The organism is Sporomusa termitida, assembly GCF_007641255.1.
Taxonomy (GTDB): Bacteria; Bacillota; Negativicutes; order Sporomusales; family Sporomusaceae; genus Sporomusa; species Sporomusa termitida.
Map to the genome: position 1 here is coordinate 2,684,090 of NZ_CP036259.1, position 17,247 is coordinate 2,701,336.

The following is a 17,247-nucleotide window of genomic DNA, read 5'->3' on the forward strand; positions in this document are numbered from 1 at the left end:
GCACCTCTGACAGTGTTTATTCCCTATTTATGCTTACAGGCGCCGCTGCAATTAGTAAGTGGCCGAAGCAGCCAAAACCAGCGGCAAAAATTTACCATCCACTTCGGCAGCCCGTGAGGTCAGCACAATCGGCACTTTGCCGCCGATAACCATCCCGGCCGTCCTGGCCCCGGCCGAATAACGCAAGGCTTTATACAGGATATTGCCGGCCGCGAGGTTGGGCAGCACCAACAAATCAGCATCGCCGCATACCTTGCTGTCAATGCCTTTAATTTCTGCCGCCTCTTTGCTGATTGCCAAATCATAAGAAACCGGTCCCTCCACTATGCAACCGGACAGGCTGCCTGCCTGATTCAGCCTTTTCAGCTCGGCAGCGTCAACAGTCTCCGGTATTTTAGGGTTTATGTCCTCGCTGGCCGCCAAAACAGCTACATTAGGCGTATCAAAGCCCATACGGCTCATCGTGGCTACGGCATTTTCCAGGATGGCCTTTTTCTGATTCAAATCAGGATATATATTAAGAGCCACATCGGTAATCCCCATAAGTTTATGGTAATTGGGGATTTGGACAAAACCCAGATGGGAGATCAGGCTGCCGGTCCGAAACCCGGCTTTGTCGCTAAGCAATACCCGCATGAGGCTGCTGGTCTGGATCAGGCCTTTCATCAGAAAGTCGGCCTGGCCGGTTTGCACCAAGCCGGCAGCTGTATAGGCTGCTTCTTCTGCAGTCTCTGTATGGATGACAGTGTAATCGGAAGGATTCTCATCCAGTATTGCCAGATGCCCTTTGATCTGTTCTTTATGCCCGATCAGCACAGGATTTACGATTTCCGCTTTAACAGCCAGACTGACCGCTTCCAGGGTATGACTGTCCTGGGCAGCCACGACAGCAACCGTTCTTTTTTTCTTCTGGTTAGAGCGAACCAGCTCCATGAGCTGGTCAAAATTCCGGTAGATCATACCTTCCATCCCGCCTTTGCTTCAATACTCAACCCGCTGGCTACAACCAAGGCCGGTTAGGCATTACACCAATTCGATAACATCGGCCACGCCCATTCCCCCGCCTATGCACAGCGTCGCCAGCCCGTATTTCACGTTCCGCCTTTTCATTTCATAAATCAGAGTCGCCATAATTCTGGTCCCGGAGCTGCCGAGGGCATGGCCCAGGGCAATAGCGCCGCCATTGACGTTCAGTATATCTGTGTTTAAATTCAGTTCTTTAATGACGGCAATACTTTGCGCAGCAAAGGCTTCATTGAGTTCAATCAGGCCAATGTCGCCGAGATGTAAGCCTGCCAGTTTCAACGCTTTTCTGGTGGCGGCAACCGGACCAATGCCCATAATCTCCGGCGGAGCACCGACCGCGGCCTGACTGCGCAGAATGGCAAGCGGCCGGAGATTCTGCCGCTGCGCTTCTTTAGCCGACATCAGCACCAGGCAGGAGGCACCATCATTACGGCCGGAAGAGTTGCCGGCGGTAACCGTTCCTCCGGCCTTGAAAGCGGGTGATAGTTTGGCTAACTGTTCCAGCGATGTTTTGCGCGGAAACTCGTCGGTGTCAAAAACAAGGGGATCCGCTTTCTTTCTCAAAACTGTAACAGGAATAATCTCTTCCCGGAACTTGCCTTCCGCAATAGCTCTGGCCGCCTTTTCCTGACTTGCCAGGGCAAAGATATCCTGTTCTTCCCGGCTAATTCCATATTTCTCCGCCAGGTTCTCTGCCGTTAACCCCATATTCAGCTGACCGTACACTTCCATGGGCTGCGCGCGGATTTGACTTTCGATATTAGAATCATAAACAACAGCATTGCCCGAACCAAAGCCATACCGCGCATTACGCAGGTAGTAAGGAGCATTGCTCATGCTTTCCACCCCGCCGGCAACAACAATATCGGCCAGGCCGCACAGGATAGCCTGGGCGGCGTTGTTCACAGCCTGTAACCCGGAGGCGCACTGCCTCATTACCGTATAGGCAGGGACATCTATAGGTATGCCGGCTCTTAAGGCCGCTACTCTGGCAACATTTGGCACATCAGCACTTTGTTTTACATGGCCAAAAATTACTTCATCAATAGCAGCCGGTTCAATCTGTGCGTTATTGACTGCTGCCTCAATTACGATTTTTCCTAAAATATCCGGTTGCAGGTCTTTTAGCGTCCCGCCCATTTTGCCTACAGCCGTCCTAACGGCACTCACAATAACAACTTCCTGCATTTTATTTCCCCCATTAATTGACAATAGCCATTTATTGTTCCTTGCAAGATGACCGCCGACTTATCGGGCGGCGGTCATCCTCACATTTGCTGCCAGGATTTCTAACTATTACCCAATGGCCGTCAGACCGCCATCCGGATAAATGATATTGCCGGTAACAAAGCCGGAAGCATCCGAACACAGAAAAACGGCAGGTCCGATACAATCTGAGGGCAGAGCCATTCTTTTCATGGGCAGGCCGTCGGCAATATCCTGTCTGGCTTTTGGTCCGCGGCTGTTGAGAACATCGGTCATCATCGGCGTTTCGGTAATCGTCGGGCCAATGGCGTTTACGGTTATGTTGTACTGGCCGAACTCAGACGCTAATTGGCGGGTAATCATGTCCACAGCACCCTTGGTGCCACAATAACCGGCGTTGCCTGGACCTTTGGTTGCAATCCTGCCCCGTACCGAGGATAAGTTGACTATTTTGCCATAACCATTTTGGATCATATGTTTGCCGAAATGCTTGCAACACATCATGACACCGATTACATTCACATCAAACATTTTCTGAAAAGCGTCCATGGGGAAATCTTCGGCATTGAACTTCTTGTTGAAGCCCTGGGCATTCACAAGAATGTCTACTTTGCCGAAATCCCTTACTGCTTCGGTTACCAAGGCCTCCACGCTCGCCTCGACCGCAGCATCAACAGTATAATATTTTACAGCAAGGCCACACGCCGCTTTTATTTCCTGCGCTGCTCTTTGGAGAGAATCCATGCTTCTGCTGGCGATGGCAACTTTGGCGCCGGCTTCTGCAAGCCCCTGGGCTATTGCCTGGCCAATGCCGCCGGCCCCGCCTACCACTACTGCATTTTTGCCCTCAAGTGAGAATATATTTTCCATTCCAATTCACTCCCCCGTTTTAGCCAATTTATTGATGTTTTATCAGGCCAAGTATCTCACGTGCTTCCGCAGCCGAGGCAATCGCCCGGCCGGACACTTTACCAAATTCAACAGCCCGCGCAACAAGCTGGGCATTGGTTGCATGAACACCTTTCTCCATAAAGATGTTATCCTCAAGGCCAACCCGCAATCCGTCGCAGCCGGCAGCAAGCCCGGCCAGCATCATCGGCACATGGCTCCTGCCGATACCGGTGATCGACCAGGTCGATCCCTGCGGCAGCTTGGGCAGCAGATAAGCAAGAGATTCAATGTTGCCGGGCATGCCGCCAGGTACGTCCAGCACGAATTGGTAATGAAGCGGTGCTTTCAGGAAGCCTTTTTTGATGTAGTACTCGACATTGCCAATCATGCCCGCATCGAAAATCTCGATTTCAGGTTTAACTTGCAGTTCCTGGCACTTAGTCCCCAGCTTTTCCAGGAAAGCCGGCGTGTTGAGAAAGACGAAACTATTGGCCCAGTTCATGGAACCAGGGTCGTAAGAACACATCTCCGGCTGCAAAACCCCAAGGTGAGCCATGCGTAACTCGTCGGGAAAAGCGCTGCCGGAGGTTGTGAGGTTCAGTACAATATCGAGCCCCGCATCAGCAATCGCCTTGCGTACCTTGCCTACCACCTCTACGAACTTCTCGGTTGCCATGGTGTTCTTACCGTTTTCATCACGCACATGCAGATGAGCGACAGCAGCGCCGGCTTTGGCACAAGCTACTACGTCGGCGGCAATTTCCTCCGGTGTAATCGGAACATGCGGTGTCTGCGCCTTGGTTGTGCCTGCACCGCAAAGAGCGGCGGTTATAATCAGTTTTTTCTTCATAGTTCATCACCTTTACCTTTTATATAAAATAATGAAAGGACTTACTTACACAGGATCTTCCATAAGCTTTTTGGCAACTTTAAACACTTCAAACAGCTGCTTATCCCGCTTGGCCAGAACCTCTTCCGTTGTGCGGCCGCTGTAATCATAGAAACCTTTGCCTGCCTTAACCCCGTATTCCCCCTTGTCAACGCGTTCAAACAACGCCTTGGGATGATAGTTCTGCTCAGGCATGACATAACTCTTGTTCTTGAAATTATTGGCGCTCATGTCCAGACCGGTGAAATCAAAGCGCTGCACCAGACCGACGACCATGGCCCGGGGAATAAAGCTGGCCTTAACTGCCATATCAATATCCTCGGCAGTGCAGTAGTCGTTGTCAAGCAGATAGAATACCTCTTGGTTTAAGATCATCTGCATCCGGTTTACAATGTAGCCGGGAACAAATTTCTTCATATGCACCGGCGTTTTGCCGCTTTTATTCAACATGGCCATGGCCACGGCTACGGCCTCAGAGTGGGTTTTATCATTTCTGACTACCTCGACCAGCGGAATGAGTTGCGGCGGTGCATACCAGTGGGCAATAATGGTGTAAGGCAGCCGCCGCTCAGGCATAATCTCAAAAATGTTCAGAAACGAGGTATTAGACGCGATGTACACATCCTCCGGGAGAATTTCATCCAGGAGCGTGTACAGTTCTGCTTTTGCATCGCGATTTTCAACAATCGTCTCCATGACGAAGTCGCTTCCAGCCACCGCTTCTTCTAGCGTGCTGCAAAAACTAACCCGGTTGAATATCGTCTCAATCTCAGCGGCCTTAATCATGCCTTCCTGCGCAAAGGTCTTGAGACTTGAATGCAGAATGGAACGGGCTTTTTCCAGTGTACCGTCGGATCGGGTATACATGCAGACTTTATAGCCGCCAGTGGCAAAGCTTTGCGCAATACCCGGCCCCATGGTTCCCGCTCCCAAAACCGCAATCTTTTTAATGTCTTCTATTTTTCGCATGCTCTTAACTCCTATATCCAAAATGTAGTTACTAGTGACTCCTAATGAAATTCAGCTACGCAAGAACTCAGCTAAAACGAGCCTTCTTCCCATGCGACCAAACGGACAAAACCACCGTCGGCCATTTCACAACGGAAGGGGAAAGCGGCAATAATCATTCTTTTGCCGGTGCATTCGTCGATATCGCCGCCGCCATTTTCCACGGTGCACACGCCATGCTGCATGTATAGACGGTGGCAGGGCTCATAGTCGGGGAACGCCACCGCGGGGTCCTCACCGGTAGCGGCACGGTAAGCAGCATCCAGCCAGGGCATCTGCTCCTTTAAGGGGTGATGCCAGAGCGGGGCGTCAGTAGCACCCCAGGTGCCGGAAATACCCTTAATATGTTTCTCGTGAATAAGCCACTTAGCAAGGTCCGGGCCGGAGCCGGGGTAATAATTGTAGTACTTGTCGTTATTCACCCGCCAGTAGTGATGAAAGCCCGTGTTGATGATAACCCAGTCATTTTCCCGAATCTCAAGTCCGTCCTTTTTGCAGGCAGCCTCCACTTCGGCCGGTTTGATCTCGTGCCAAATGTCGCCGCCCATCTTGGCAGGGTCGCCGCCGGCAGCATTCCATTTCGCTTCAAATTCGTCTTTTAAATAACGCATATCAATGATGATACCTGTACCAATGCAGCGGCAAAGAGGTATTTCAGCAAGCGTGTAGCCATTAGCCGCACGGTCCACCTCTTCTTCGTGCAGGACATGGTTGGGGGCGTCCATGTGGGTGCCGGCGTGAAGTGTGCCCGTGTAGGTCATTGTCCGCTTATGAAAACGGCCCAGATATTGGCCACGCGGAAAAAGCAAGTCTTGACGGGGGCCGGGGAAAGGCCACAAAGGGGTATCCACACCCCAAGGCAGGGAAAGATCATAAATTTTAGTCATTTTAGAATCATCCAAAAATAATTTGGATTTATCCAGCGGCATATAAGCCATAATAAATTCCTCCTTGTTGTTATACAGTGCTGTTAACAGAGAGCCAGTGTCGGAACCCTCCGCTTCAAACCTAACAGTTTACTACTGTCACCAAAACCCTGGCGGCTACATTGCCATTAGCAGCCATCTCCCGGCTTTCGCCAGGCCCAATATAGATCGCATCGTTCTCATGCATGATATACTCGGTTCCCTGTCCATCCCTGACAATGATGGAGCCCCTCAGAATGTAATAAATCCGCTCCTTGTCGGCAGCAGACATAGTAGCCCCGCCGTTGGGAAGGAACTCGGAGATTGACATGGTTACATTTTTGGTTCCTTCCGGTGACCCGAGCTTACGGATTCCCCACATATTAAAGTGATTTTTGGCATCATAACAACTTCCCTCACTGGCTTTCACAAAGATCATTATTTGTACCTCCCTGTTATTGGCTGTTTGTCAATTAGGCCTGGAAGCCAGAACGGCCGCATTACGCCGCGCTTCCCGGCACCGCACTAAAGCAGTATTGCATCCCCTCCTCTACCTGCCTGAGAACCTGATATGAGCAAATAAAAAAACCTAGCCCCTAGAAGGCAACGAATACACGTTGCTTTTCTATAAGAGCTAGGCTTAACTACTTTATACCGGAATTTTACTCCGGTATCATATTCAAGCTACTCATCAACACAATATAATTAATATTCTTAATTTATTATACTTACATTTCTTATTTTGTTCAACTATTTTTTTCGGGTTTTTGACAGTTGAATAATACCAAAAACGCTGGAAGCCTTGATTTAGGCTTATTTTTTTGTCAAAATCCCCACTTATATATTGCGTGATATAGCGTGATGTGGTATAATATAAGTAGTTTGGGGGTCTGCTTATGCGATTGAAAGTATCACGTTCCAAAAATTCCGCCTCCCTTTATGTCACAAAAACAGTTTATGTTGATAAAAAAGAAAAGACCATTACCGTTGAAAAGCTTGGCACGGAAAAAGAACTCCGGGAAAAGCTCAATGGGCAGGATCCTTATGTGTGGGCAAAAGCGTATATTGATAAATTAACTAAAAAGGAAAAAGAAGCAGCTGGACATATCTTTATAAAGCGATCCCAGTCCAAGCTTATCCCTAAAGGGGACCAGGTATCCTTCAATGGTGGCTATCTTTTTCTCCAACAGTTGTACCATGACTTAAACCTTCATCATATTTGCCGCTCTATTTCTGAACGCTATAAATTTTCGTTTCCCCTTGATTCGATTCTCTCAAGGCTGGTTTATGGCAGAATTCTATTTCCTGCCTCTAAGCTCAATACCTGCCAGCTTTCCAAGACGCTTCTGGAACAGCCTGATTTTGAAATCCAGCATGTTTACCGTGCTCTTGAAGTCATTGCCAAAGAATCCGATTTTATTCAAGCTGAGCTTTACAAAAATAGCCTGGCTGTCTCAAAACGCAATGATACAATTCTTTACTACGACTGTACCAACTATTTTTTTGAAATTGAGCAGGAAAGTGGCGATAAACAGTATGGCCCTTCCAAAGAAAACAGGCCCAATCCGATTGTGGAAATGGGACTGTTTATGGATGGGGATGGCATTCCCCTTGCTTTTTGCATTCACAGCGGCAACACTAATGAACAACTTACCCTACAGCCGTTAGAAAAAAAGATTCTTACGGATTTCTCTCTGGCTAAATTTATTGTTTGTACGGATGCCGGACTCTCTTCCATCGATAATCGCAAATTCAATGACAAGAAAGACCGTGCCTTTATTACCACTCAGTCTGTGAGAAAGCTGAAAAAACATCTCAAGCAGTGGGCTTTAGCTACAGAGGGCTGGTCTCTGCCTCAGGTAAGGGGAGCGTTTGATATTTCCCAAATAGCTCAGTCCGAAGAGGCCAAAGAAAACTATCAGAACGCCACCTTCTACAAGGAGCGCTGGATAAAAGAAGACGGTTTAGAGCAGAAGCTCATCGTTACTTTCTCTTTCAAATACCAAAACTACCAGCGATGTATCCGAAGCCGGCAGATAGAACGCGCCTGTAAACTGCTTGAATCAAATCCTTCCTCATTAAAAAAACACCGCCAGACTGATTGTAAGCGTTTTATCTCAAGGACAAATGTGACAACTGAAGGTGAAATTGCCAAAAATGAATTCTACACTATCGATCAGGAAATCATCGCAAACGAAGAAGCTTATGATGGCTTCTATGCCGTCTGCACAAATCTCGAAGAGGATGCTCCTGCTATTACTAAGATCAATCACAAGCGTTGGGAAATAGAAGAATGTTTTCGCCTGTTAAAATCCGATTTCAGGGCAAGACCGGTATATCTTAGCCGGGATGACCGGATTAAAGCACATTTTACAACCTGTTTTTTAGCACTAACAATCTACAGATATCTGGAAAAAAGGGTAAAAGAAAATTTTACAAGCACCGAAATCATTAGCCAGCTACGGACCATGAATTTTTATTGCGTTCCTGGAGAAGGGTATGTTCCCACTTATACCAGAACCGATTTTACCGATGCTCTACATGAGACTTTTGGCTTCCGTACCGATTATGAGATTGTAGGTACAAAGCAAATGAAAAAAATTTTTAAGTCTACAAAAAAACAATAAAAGGTACGCATTTTTTTGCTTCTTAAAATAGTCTGAAACGCCTTATATACAAGGCGTTTCAGACTATTTTTATCTCCCAACTGTCAAAGATGGGTTATTATCCTTAAATGAATAATACAGGAAAATTTTTCATCTGTCAAGCATTTTTCAAAGCCAGGATTGTGTCAGGTCAGTAACAACAGCCCCTGATTAATTATATTGATCCCGGTCTTACCGCCGGCCCTTAGCAGCACGCAAATGCGAAACTTCCTCTGCTTTTAATAAGCTTGAATATGCCCATTACAATAACACTACAGACCGATTCTTTCGAGCTTTTTATTAACTTTTTTGTGAAAGACCTCCTTTTCGTTTTCTTGCGCTATCATTTCATATTCCAGGTAAAAATAATCTTTGTCCGCTGTCTGGGTGGTAACGATATCAGTATCAATCCACCAGCCGTCACGGCCTATTCTCATTTTTTGATACAGGGTATATTTAGCCGACAGCGGATCCTGATTGGCAAGGGTTAATTCCCGTTTCAGGTTATGCTCAACCGTAACATCGATATCATCGAAGCGGTATACCCCCTCGCCAAATACACCGCCGACGCCATTCGTAATGCAAGTCCATGTATCAGTCAAAATATCATAATAGAGGGAACGCTCCACCCGCCCTGGCGATAAAACGGTTACCGGCGTCAGCGGGGCTGATTCGGGCTGCATATTGGGGCCGCTGCTTACTGCGCCGGCAAACCTTGGCAAGATCAATTTAGCTGTATCAAGCTGTAAACTAAGTTCCGCAGCTTCAGGCATATTCCAGAACATGGGCCAAAAGGTAGTGGCTAACGATAATCTGACTCTGTGTCCCGCCGGAAAGGTATGGGCACAACAATCCAAACCAACAAAGGCTTTAACGGTTTTGCCGGGTTCCAACAGGACAACCTTATCATGTCCCGCTAAATGCGTAAGGTTCATCACACCGTAAGCAACCCTGGTCACAGCTCCGTCCGGCCAGACATCGGAAATCTGCGCAAACAGCATCGCCTTAGGCTTATCACTGGCAAGTTCGACCGCAAAGCTTGGATACCCCAATATTTCCAATGGCTTGTCCAATACAGCGGTTTCAAATACCAGCGCCATGCCGTCATCAATGCGCTGGTCGCACGGACTTTCACCCAATACCCCGGCCCCCATCCATTCACCAGCCAGTAAACCATGATTTTGCGGGGTCTTTAGCTTTACAACCTCCGGGCGGTCAGATGCAGCAGGTAAAAGCTTGCCATAGGTCATAAAGAATGGTTGTTCCGTTATCGAGGCCGAAGGCCATCCTTCCAGACCCACCCAGTGGCCTTCACTGACCGGCTGTTTGGCTGCCGGACGCATGCAGCCCTCCATCCATACCTGAACCATCGGCCCGGCCATTGCATCATTGGCAATGCCTTTTAGCCAGTGATCCCACCATTTCACAGCTTCCTGCAAAAACCCCATAGCCGGTGCCGGCAGGCCGTCATGGGCATATACATGCGCCCAGGGTCCGATTATTCCTTTGCGGGGAACATGCAAGCCCTGCATTAAGCTTAATACGGTATTCGTATAAGCATCGGCCCAGCCGTCAATGGCCAGCACCGGGACCTGAATTGCGGCATAATCCTCACACACCGAGCCATGCCGCCAGTAGGCGTCTCTGGTGGGGTGCTTCAGCCATAACTCAGCCCAGAAGGGCATTGCTGCCAGTCTTTCCAGCCACCGGTTGCGCCAGGAATCACCAACAATATGCGGGTCTAGGGGACGGCACTGATAGGCCAGCATAATGGCGCCCCACCAAAAGTTATCATTCAGCAGGCAGCCGCCTTTATAATGGATGTCCTGATTATATCTGTCGTCCGTAAAGCCCACGGTAATGACGGCTTTAAGGGCCGGCGGCCGTCTCGCCGCAACCTGCAGTGAGTTAAACCCGCCCCAGGATTTACCCATCATGCCTACATTGCCGTCGCACCACGGCTGTCGGCTGATCCAGGCAATCGCGGCCACTGCATCGTCCTGTTCCTGCTGTAAATATTCGTCTTGCAGCAAACCGTCGGATTCGCCGGAACCTCTCATATCCACCCGGACAACGGCATAGCCGTTGCCGGCAAAATAGCCATGCATCGGCTCATCCCGCATCCTGGTTCCATCCGTTTTACGGTAGGGGATATATTCCATAATTGCCGGCACTTTCGCTCCCGCGGCAACTGCCGGCAGCCACATACGGGCCGCCAGTCTTGCCCCATCCGGCATTTCAATCCAGCTATTTTCTACCGTACAAAATGGATACGGAAAGTCTGTAACCAAGCTTTTTTCCGGGCAGTTAACACTCATACAGCTTCTTTTCCCCTTTCCTTTCTGCTAAACATAACCCAACAATTGTTAAAACAATACCTATCGAGGAGATCATTGTAATGGGTTCGTTTAATACCATCTTAGCCATGATTGTTGTAACTAGCGGCAATGCATAAAGATACATATTGGTTTTAACAACGCCCAAAAGAGAAAAAACAGTATTCCAGGTTAGATAACAAACAGCCGAGGCGACCACCCCAATATATAGAATGTTAAGCAAATTAGCCAATTCCAATAAAGCTGTGAAATGTATTTCGGTGCCGGTAAACAGTAAGATCGGGATCATGCTGATAAGCCCATAAAAAAATACCCTTCTGGTACTTCCCAGCACGGGATAACCGGATTGATTCAGCTGCTGCATAATGATCGAATATATCCCCCATAAAAACGCAGCAACTATTGTCAATCCGTCACCCAGTAAATTTATTTTCAATCCTTGACCGTTACCGAAACAGACCATCGCCACACCGACCATAGCGATAAAAAAATCATCCCATGCACTCTTACCCATTGATTCTTCTTTAATAAATTTATGAGCCAGCAGCGCGGTAAACATCGGAGCTAACGCTACGATAACACTTATATTGGCCGAATAGGTGTACAAGAGGGCAATATGCTGCAGCAGAAAATACAAAGTTACCCCGGTAACCCCGCAAAGGAAAAAGCCGAGTTCGTGCCGTTCTCCGTTCACCTTCATCTGCTTGGGATATAACATCCACAATACCACATAGCCGATAGCAAATCTAAAAAACAATATTTCGGTAGGTGAAAAACTTTGCAACAACATTTTGGTAGACACCATTGTACTTCCCCACACCAGGATACAGAAAATGGCGGCCATATGTCCCCAGAGGGTATTTTTCATTTTGGACATACATCGTCCTTTCTTTATCCTGTTACTTGGCCCATGAGTAATTGTAAATTTTATCGTATTCCGCTAAGCCGCTGTCAATGGTAAGCTGTTTGCTGTAAGCGCGGCTGCCGTTCGGATAATACAACGGAATCTGCGGTATATCCTGTAAGAAAATAGCAATGGCCTGTTTATACATAGATTTTCTCGCTTCAACATCCGTTTCGCCGGCTGCCTTTAAAAGTAAATCATCCATCGCCGGATTGCTATACCAGGACCAGTTGCCGGTAATGCCGATACTGGCGGTTGCCAGGGAACCGGTCCATAATTCGTCCATATCTTTCGTACCTGCTGCCCAGCGGCAAATACCGATTTCAAAATCCCCCTTGGTCAGGGCCTCATCAATAAAAGCGCTTCTGTCCATTTGCAATACATCAGCCTGCAGGCCGATACTTGTCAGCGCACTCTGCAAAACAGTCGCCAACTGCGGATACGGAGCGGACGAATACGTTTTGATCGTTACCGTTTTTCCGGTCAGGCCTGCTGCTGCCACCAACTGTTTCCCTGCTGCCACATCGGTCTTATACCATACGTTTTTCAGTTCCGGGTCACCGGCGGTGTAGCCGTCCCGGTTGCCGGGATAATCGCTTAATTTACCGTGACCTTCAACCCCGACCGACAACATGTTCTGCCTGTCAACTGCCAAAGCGACTGCTTTTCTCAGGTTAGGGTCGGCAAAGATACCATTCTGGCAATTCATAATCACTTCAAAATAAGTTGTAGTTGCATAATCCACTACATTCAAAACGCCGGAATTTTTGATGGTATTGTAGGAAACCCCGGGAATACTGTCAAAATACGCCATAATTTCCCCGGTTTGCAAAGCAATTACCGCCGTATTGGAATCCGCAATTGCTTTCAAACGGACATTTTTTATGGCTGGCTGGCCTAAGAAATAATTGTCATTGGCTTCATACACTACATGAGAACCCGGTTTCCAATCTTTTACTTTGTAAGCACCGGTGCCGACAATCTTATCAGGCGAAGTACCATAAGACCCGCCGGCTTCCGTGACCGCTTTTTCACTCAACACCGCAAAATAATTAATATTTGATAAATAATCCAGAAAACCCAGGTTACTCTTTTTCAGCTTCATCACAACCGTGTAGTCATCAGTGCCTTCACAAGAGGCAATCAGGGGTTTATACGCAAACGAGGTATACGCAGATTGCAAAGCTTCATGCATGGAAAATACAACATCAGCAGCTTTTAACTCCGTACCGTTACTAAATTTGACACCTTTACGCAAATGAAACGTATACTGCAATCCATCCTCGGTCACGTCATATGCTTCCGCCAGCGAGGGTATAATTTTACCTTTGGCATCTTTGGCAACTAATGAATCATAGACCTGGGCCATACTATAGCTTTCATAGCCGTTTTGCGTATTGTAAAAATTAAAGCTTTCTGTAATACTGGGAATCCCGATGACGACTTCCTTATTTTTGTCGGCAACCTCCTCACTTTTACTGCCACAACCGGTTAAATATAACGCCGCCACAACAACCAACACCAATACCCCTGCTAATTTTTTCATAAAATCTCTCCTCCTAACCGTTATCTATATAAAAAGCATGCCACATAGTGGTCATTGCCCTGATCTTTTAGTTCAGTATCCCTGCCGGTACACGCTGCGCTTACTTGCGGGCATCTTGCGGCAAACCGGCAGCCGGGTTGGGGATTGACCGGATTTGATACCTCCCCCTTGATAATTGCCCTATCTCTTTTCACGCTGAGACTGGGAACCGGAATTGCGGCAAGTAAGGCTTGGGTATAAGGATGCAGCGGATGTTTAAACAATTCCCGCACCGGGGCTCTTTCCACACACTGTCCCAGATACAGCACGGCAACTTCCGTGGAAATATGCTTCACAACCGATAAATCATGCGTAATAAACATATAGGTCAGCCCCAGATCCTCCTGCAGGTCCATCAATAAATTCAGAATTTGGGCCTGAATCGATACATCCAAAGCGGATACGGGTTCGTCGCACACGATAAATTGAGGGTTTAAGGCCAGGGCTCTGGCAATGCCGATGCGCTGACGCCGCCCGCCGTCCATCTCATGGGGATACATATTAACAAACCGTTCTGCCAAGCCAACCGTTACCATTAAAGCAAAAATCCGTTGCGATAAATCAGCATTGTTTTTATAAATATGGTTGCTGATTAACGGTTCGGCGATCAGTTCATACACCGACATCCGGGGGTTTAAGCTGGAAAATGGGTCCTGAAAAATAATCTGCATATCCTTGCGTAAAGCAACCCACTCCTGGTGCGAACAGTGGCTGATTTGTTGGCCATTAAACCATATTTCGCCCGCTGTGGGTTTTACAAGCTGCAGAACCGTTCTGCCCAGCGTTGATTTCCCGCACCCCGATTCGCCCACAATCCCCAGGGTATGACCTTTTGCTATTTGCAAATTAATGCCATCAACAGCATGAAGCGTACCTTCACTAACTTTGAAATGCTTTTTCAGGTTAACTGTTTTCAGCAAGATAGTATCCATCCTGTCATCACTCCTGCTTCAGCAGATGGCATGCGATAACATGTCCATCCTGTTCATACCGGTAAGGGGCTTCGGTCTTACATTTTTCCATACTGCATTTACAACGGGGATGGAATTTACAGCCTGCAGGTAAATTGGCTGCGTCAGGCATTAAGCCTTCAATTGGTTGTAAGCGTTTTGTATCCTTGGTAAGATCCGGGATTGATGCAAACAGGCCAATCGTATAGGGGTGGTGGCTTTTCCCCGCGAAAATATCCCCGGCCGTTCCTTGTTCCACGATTTCGCCGGCATACATAATGGCGACCTTATCACAGATTTCGGCAACGACCCCTAAATCATGCGTAATAATAATGATGGATGTTTTCAGTTCTTTTTTAAGGGATTCCATCAACGCCAGCACCTGGGCCTGTATGGTCACATCCAAAGCGGTTGTAGGCTCGTCCGCGATAAGCAGCTCAGGCTCGCAGGCCAAAGCAATGGAAATAACAACCCTTTGTTTCATGCCGCCGGAAAATTGGTGCGGGTAATCATATTTTCTCCCAGCCGGAATGCCAACTAGTTCCAGCAATTTATCGACCCGTTTCTCAAGTTCTGCTTTTTTTTGTCCTTTATTATGAATATCCAAAGACTCGCGGATTTGCTGCCCAACCGTCATCGTAGGGTTCAATGAAGTCATCGGGTCCTGAAAAATCATTGAAATTTTTGAACCCCGGTTTAGTCTCATGTCATTTTTAGAAATTCCCAGTAAATTTTCTCCCTTCAACAGAATGCTGCCGCCGGTGATTTTACCGGTCCGTTCGGGCAGCAACTGCATGATTCCCAGGGCCGTCGTGGTTTTGCCGGCACCGGTCTCGCCCACCAGGCCGATTGTCTCTTCTTGGTTTAAGTCAAAGCTGATGCCGTTAACGGCTTTAACATTTTCCTTCTCCGTAAAATATCCTATATGTAAATCTTTAATTTCCAGGAGTTTAGCGGCCACACTCAATTCCCCCTAATCTTTCAGTCTAGGATCTAGTACGTCCCTGAGACCATCCCCCATCAAATTTAACGATAATGCGGTCAGTACAATAGCCAGACCGGGAATGACAACCAGGTGCGGTGCCACAAGCATGTAATTCTTACCTTCTGAAAGCATGGCGCCCCATTCCGGAGCCGGCGGCTGCACGCCCATGCCCAAAAAACTCATCGAAGCTGCCCAGATAATCATCGTACCGACCGACATCGTCGATTGAACAATGACAGGACCAATCGCCATGGGAATGATATGTTTCAAAATAATAAATGTATCGCTTGTGCCACAGGCACGGGCAGCTTCAATAAAATCCTGATAGACTACTGTCAGGATTGCCGACCGGATGATTCTGGTATAGGACGGAATCATGGAGACTACCAGGGCGATTAAAACATTTACCAGACCGGCCCCTAAAGCAGCAACAATTGCCAGCGCCAGCAGCATAAACGGGATACACATAAGCGTATCCATAATCCTCATGATGACAGCATCCACTTTACCGCCATAATATCCGGCACAGGAGCCAAGCAATCCGCCGATTGTCATGCCGGCGGCAACCGCTACAATCGCCAGTCCCAAAGAGTTCCTGGTAGCATGAACGACACGGGCGAACATATCTCTGCCGTATAAGTCCGTGCCAAACCAATGCTGCGTACTGATCCCCTGGATGCGATGAACAATATCCTGATCTATCGCTTTGTGGTAGGGCACAATCAAATCAGCAAACAGAGTACAAAAAGCAATGGCCAGAAAAATAACAAAACCAACCATGGCAATTTTATTTTTTCGCATGCGGCTGATGTTTTCGCCAATCCGGCTTTTTTTCTTAAACATCGCCGTAGTATTACCAGTCATGTTTTCTCCCCCCTTACTTGCTGCTATATCTGGCCCGGATTCTCGGGTCAATATAGGCATACATAATATCAACAAACAACATAACCAACATAAATAACAGGGCCAGCACCACAGCACAGCCTGTAACCACCGGTATATCTTTCATCTGTATGCCTGTTAATATCAAAGAACCAACGCCATTAATAGCAAATACTGTTTCAATCGTAACAACACCGCCCAAAAGACCGCCAAATGCCATGCCGGCGGAAGTAATAACCGGCAGCAGGGCGTTCGGCAGTGCATGTCTGAATATTACTTTCCATTCGGTCTGGCCTTTGGCTCTGGCCGTACGGATATAGTCCTGACGAATCGTTTCCAGCATCGTAGTCCGCGTTAATCTAAGCATGCCCGCAGTTTCCGGGATTGCTAAGGTGATGGACGGCAGGATGAAATGTAGCCATGAATCATCACCGTTGGATGGCAGTACATGAAGTTTTAAAGCAAAGATTAAAATTGCTATCAATCCAAACCAAAAACTGGGGACAGCCGCCATGAACATTGCCGCGGTTGTGCCGATCATATCAAATATGCTATATTGCTTTACTGCTGATAAAACGCCGAGGGGAATACCGATTAACATTGCCAGCACGATAGCGGCTACCGCTAATTTAATTGTAGAGGGAAATCTTGTTATAATCTCATCATATACAGGACGGCCGTTCCGCCATGATGTTCCCAGTTCGCTCTGTGCGGCCTGAATGACATAATCTCCATAACGTACAATAAACGGCCGGTCCATTCCCAGTTGTTTGTTTAAGTCAAGTTTGGCTGCTTCCGACGCCTTCGTCCCTAAAATTAAAGATGCAGGATCGCTAGGTGTCATATCCATGATGGCAAATACGATAAAAACAATTACCAGTATCGTAGGAATTAACATAAAAATCCTTTTGAGAACATATTTTCCCATTATTCTCCCCCCTCAGTTGTAATACAGTATGGCGATTATACTAAGCAATGTATCAGGCCGTTCGCCCACAGTCTCTTCGTAGATATAACAAAAGCGCCCTATGTACC

Annotated in this window: 15 protein-coding genes; 1 reads left to right on the forward strand and 14 read right to left on the reverse strand. The window is 47.6% G+C overall.

The window, feature by feature from the left end:
- Positions 1-51: 51 nt before the first annotated feature.
- The 7 genes from SPTER_RS12690 to SPTER_RS12720 all read right to left on the reverse strand — a co-directional run bounded on the left by SPTER_RS12690 (position 52) and on the right by SPTER_RS12720 (position 6,364).
- Positions 52-960, reverse strand: a complete 909-nt coding sequence (locus SPTER_RS12690; protein ID WP_144350726.1) for a phosphate acyltransferase — start codon at positions 958-960, stop codon at positions 52-54.
- Positions 961-1,023: 63 nt separating this feature from the next.
- A complete protein-coding gene (locus SPTER_RS12695) occupies positions 1,024-2,214 on the reverse strand; it encodes a thiolase family protein (RefSeq protein ID WP_144350727.1) in 1,191 nt (396 codons plus the stop codon).
- Positions 2,215-2,322: 108 nt separating this feature from the next.
- Positions 2,323-3,102, reverse strand: a complete 780-nt coding sequence (locus tag SPTER_RS12700) for an SDR family NAD(P)-dependent oxidoreductase (protein ID WP_144350728.1) — start codon at positions 3,100-3,102, stop codon at positions 2,323-2,325.
- Between the two features lie 28 nt (positions 3,103-3,130).
- A complete protein-coding gene (locus SPTER_RS12705) occupies positions 3,131-3,973 on the reverse strand; it encodes a beta-keto acid cleavage family enzyme (protein ID WP_144350729.1) in 843 nt (280 codons plus the stop codon).
- A gap of 45 nt (positions 3,974-4,018) precedes the next feature.
- The gene (locus SPTER_RS12710; protein WP_144350730.1) at positions 4,019-4,981 is read right to left on the reverse strand and encodes a 3-hydroxyacyl-CoA dehydrogenase family protein; all 963 of its coding nucleotides are present in this window, start codon (positions 4,979-4,981) and stop codon (positions 4,019-4,021) included.
- A gap of 71 nt (positions 4,982-5,052) precedes the next feature.
- The gene (locus tag SPTER_RS12715; protein WP_144350731.1) at positions 5,053-5,958 is read right to left on the reverse strand and encodes a cyclase family protein; all 906 of its coding nucleotides are present in this window, start codon (positions 5,956-5,958) and stop codon (positions 5,053-5,055) included.
- A 70-nt stretch (positions 5,959-6,028) separates the two neighbouring features.
- Positions 6,029-6,364 (reverse strand): cupin domain-containing protein, encoded by a 336-nt coding sequence (locus SPTER_RS12720; protein WP_144350732.1) that lies wholly within the window; start codon positions 6,362-6,364, stop codon positions 6,029-6,031.
- A gap of 457 nt (positions 6,365-6,821) precedes the next feature.
- Here SPTER_RS12720 and SPTER_RS12725 point away from each other — a divergent pair, with 457 nt between their 5' ends.
- Positions 6,822-8,552, forward strand: coding sequence for an IS1634 family transposase (locus SPTER_RS12725; protein ID WP_144350283.1), 1,731 nt, complete (start codon positions 6,822-6,824; stop codon positions 8,550-8,552).
- Between the two features lie 290 nt (positions 8,553-8,842).
- On the opposite strand, the gene SPTER_RS12730 is transcribed toward SPTER_RS12725, so the two are convergent.
- From SPTER_RS12730 to SPTER_RS12760, 7 genes are read right to left on the reverse strand one after another with little or no spacing between them, the layout of a single operon-like run.
- Entirely contained in the window at positions 8,843-10,888 is a 2,046-nt protein-coding gene (locus SPTER_RS12730) for a CocE/NonD family hydrolase (RefSeq protein WP_144350733.1), read from the reverse strand.
- Positions 10,878-11,783, reverse strand: coding sequence for a DMT family transporter (locus SPTER_RS12735; RefSeq protein WP_144350734.1), 906 nt, complete (start codon positions 11,781-11,783; stop codon positions 10,878-10,880). The genes SPTER_RS12730 and SPTER_RS12735 overlap by 11 nt, the downstream gene beginning before the upstream one ends.
- A gap of 22 nt (positions 11,784-11,805) precedes the next feature.
- Positions 11,806-13,356 carry an ABC transporter substrate-binding protein gene (locus tag SPTER_RS12740; RefSeq protein WP_144350735.1) on the reverse strand — a complete coding sequence of 517 codons (1,551 nt, stop codon included), beginning with the start codon at positions 13,354-13,356 and terminating at the stop codon, positions 11,806-11,808.
- 20 nt (positions 13,357-13,376) lie between these two features.
- Positions 13,377-14,327, reverse strand: a complete 951-nt coding sequence (locus SPTER_RS12745) for an ABC transporter ATP-binding protein (RefSeq protein ID WP_144350736.1) — start codon at positions 14,325-14,327, stop codon at positions 13,377-13,379.
- A 7-nt stretch (positions 14,328-14,334) separates the two neighbouring features.
- The gene (locus SPTER_RS12750) at positions 14,335-15,306 is read right to left on the reverse strand and encodes an ABC transporter ATP-binding protein (RefSeq protein ID WP_144350737.1); all 972 of its coding nucleotides are present in this window, start codon (positions 15,304-15,306) and stop codon (positions 14,335-14,337) included.
- A gap of 12 nt (positions 15,307-15,318) precedes the next feature.
- Positions 15,319-16,194, reverse strand: coding sequence for an ABC transporter permease (locus SPTER_RS12755; protein ID WP_144350738.1), 876 nt, complete (start codon positions 16,192-16,194; stop codon positions 15,319-15,321).
- A 13-nt stretch (positions 16,195-16,207) separates the two neighbouring features.
- Positions 16,208-17,140: an ABC transporter permease gene (locus tag SPTER_RS12760; RefSeq protein WP_144350739.1), complete on the reverse strand. Its 933-nt coding sequence runs from the start codon at positions 17,138-17,140 to the stop codon at positions 16,208-16,210.
- Positions 17,141-17,247: the final 107 nt, after the last annotated feature.

Bases quoted from the DNA above. Each gene is read 5' to 3' on its own strand.
- SPTER_RS12690 (WP_144350726.1), bottom strand. From the start codon at position 960: ATGATCTACCGGAATTTTGACCAGCTCATGGAGCTGGTTCGCTCTAAC.
- SPTER_RS12695 (WP_144350727.1), bottom strand. From the start codon at position 2,214: ATGCAGGAAGTTGTTATTGTGAGTGCCGTTAGGACGGCTGTAGGCAAA.
- SPTER_RS12700 (WP_144350728.1), bottom strand. From the start codon at position 3,102: ATGGAAAATATATTCTCACTTGAGGGCAAAAATGCAGTAGTGGTAGGC.
- SPTER_RS12705 (WP_144350729.1), bottom strand. From the start codon at position 3,973: ATGAAGAAAAAACTGATTATAACCGCCGCTCTTTGCGGTGCAGGCACA.
- SPTER_RS12710 (WP_144350730.1), bottom strand. From the start codon at position 4,981: ATGCGAAAAATAGAAGACATTAAAAAGATTGCGGTTTTGGGAGCGGGA.
- SPTER_RS12715 (WP_144350731.1), bottom strand. From the start codon at position 5,958: ATGGCTTATATGCCGCTGGATAAATCCAAATTATTTTTGGATGATTCT.
- SPTER_RS12720 (WP_144350732.1), bottom strand. From the start codon at position 6,364: ATGATCTTTGTGAAAGCCAGTGAGGGAAGTTGTTATGATGCCAAAAAT.
- SPTER_RS12725 (WP_144350283.1), top strand. From the start codon at position 6,822: ATGCGATTGAAAGTATCACGTTCCAAAAATTCCGCCTCCCTTTATGTC.
- SPTER_RS12730 (WP_144350733.1), bottom strand. From the start codon at position 10,888: ATGAGTGTTAACTGCCCGGAAAAAAGCTTGGTTACAGACTTTCCGTAT.
- SPTER_RS12735 (WP_144350734.1), bottom strand. From the start codon at position 11,783: ATGTCCAAAATGAAAAATACCCTCTGGGGACATATGGCCGCCATTTTC.
- SPTER_RS12740 (WP_144350735.1), bottom strand. From the start codon at position 13,356: ATGAAAAAATTAGCAGGGGTATTGGTGTTGGTTGTTGTGGCGGCGTTA.
- SPTER_RS12745 (WP_144350736.1), bottom strand. From the start codon at position 14,327: ATGGATACTATCTTGCTGAAAACAGTTAACCTGAAAAAGCATTTCAAA.
- SPTER_RS12755 (WP_144350738.1), bottom strand. From the start codon at position 16,194: ATGACTGGTAATACTACGGCGATGTTTAAGAAAAAAAGCCGGATTGGC.
- SPTER_RS12760 (WP_144350739.1), bottom strand. From the start codon at position 17,140: ATGGGAAAATATGTTCTCAAAAGGATTTTTATGTTAATTCCTACGATA.